Below are 1,607 nucleotides of genomic sequence, written 5' to 3'. Positions count from 1 at the left end.
TGTCCTTCATCGATCTGAACGGCGAGATCTTGGATCCGCCCGGCTCGCCGGCGGTGCGCATGGCCGGCGAGATCAGCGGGATGCCGGTGGCTGTCCTTAAACGGATCTGGCCCAAATTCGTCGCGCCCGGCGCACGCGAATGGATTGGCGAATCGGTCAGCGGCGGACGCATCACGGGCGGCCGCATCGACATCGACATCCCGGGTGGCATCCTCCACAAGCTGGAAGCGGACGGCGATCTGCCGAGCCAGAGCGTCGATGTGCGCTTCGGCACGGACGATCTGGTGATCTCCTACATTGACGGCATGCCCGAAATCCAGACCGGACCGGGTACCGCCATGCTGCGCGGGCGGCGCTTCGTCTTCAATGTGCCGGATGGCGTGATCGCCCTGCCAGGCCGCGCGCCCGTCGCGCTGGAAAACGCGCAGTTCGTGATCGGCGACCTGCGCCCGCGCGTGCCCGAGGCCGAACTGAACTTCCGCGTCTCGGCGGAGGCGGGCGCGGCCTATGATCTGCTCAATCACGATCCACTCAACTATGCCGGCGCAGTGGGCCTGGAGCCCGAGGGCTTGAGCGGACGTCTCGCGGGCGCATTCGGGCTGGACATCCCGCTGCTCAAGGATCTCGACTTCGAGGATATGGGAATACGCGGGCGCGCGACTTTGGAAGACCCGACCGCATCGGGCTTCGCCAAGGATCTGGCCGTCAACGGCGGCGAAGTGGTCTTCGACGTTAACGAGAAGGCGCTGAACGCCAAGGGCGATGTGCTGGTCAACGGCGTGCCGGTGAACGTCGACTGGCACCGCATCTTCGGCGCGCCTGACCGTCTGCAGCCGGGCCTGCGCCTGCACGCGGCGCTGGATGGCCAGGACCGCGAGGACCTTGGCCTCGACATCAATCACGTGGTGCGCGGAACGGTGCCGCTTTGGCTCACGATCAAGCATGACGACAACCGGCACCGCATGCGCGTCGAGGCTGACCTGACCAACGCCGAAGTGTTCTTCATCAACGTCGCCTCCCGCAAGCCGCCGGGCGAGAGCGCCACGCTGACCTTCGACGTCGCGGAGGACGAGACCGGCCGCACGGTGCTCAACGATGTGCGCATGGTGGGCGACGAAATCGCGATGTCTGGCACGGTCACCATTGGCGAGGATGGGCTGCCGCGCAGCTTCGACTTCCCGACCTTCTCGCCGACCCTGCTCACGCGGCTTCAGATTTCCGGCGTGCGCGATGACCAGAATGTCTGGCGCGTCCAGGCCACCGGCGACAGCTACGACGGGCGCGAGTTTTTCCGCTCGCTGTTCTCGCGCGGCAAGCTCGCCGAGGACCAGCCCGAACGGCCCGAGCGCGAGTGGGGCTTGGACATCACCGCCAAGGTCAGCACCGTGATCGGCCACAACGACACGACGGTCACGAACCTGACAGCGCATGTGCGCAAGGATGCCGGGGAGCTGACCAAGCTGAGCGTCAATGGCCGGCTCGCCGGCGAGGCTCCGCTGGCCGTGCGCCTGCGCAACACGGAGGGCGAGCCGCGGCTTCTGCTGGCCGAGGCCACCGACGCGGGCGCCGCGTTCCGGCTCGTCGGTCTGTATAAGCGCGTGGCCGGC

The 1,607-nt window shown here is 67.1% G+C and carries 1 protein-coding gene; it reads left to right on the top strand.

The window, feature by feature from the left end; genetic code table 11:
• On the top strand, window positions 1–1,607 hold a 1,607-nt coding region (locus tag I6U14_RS05810), incomplete at both ends, for a DUF3971 domain-containing protein (RefSeq protein WP_296897633.1).

The organism is Thiohalocapsa sp. (genome assembly GCF_019695415.1).
Lineage (GTDB): Bacteria > Pseudomonadota > Gammaproteobacteria > Chromatiales > Chromatiaceae > Thiohalocapsa.
This window is presented reverse-complemented; position numbering and strand designations above follow the sequence as displayed.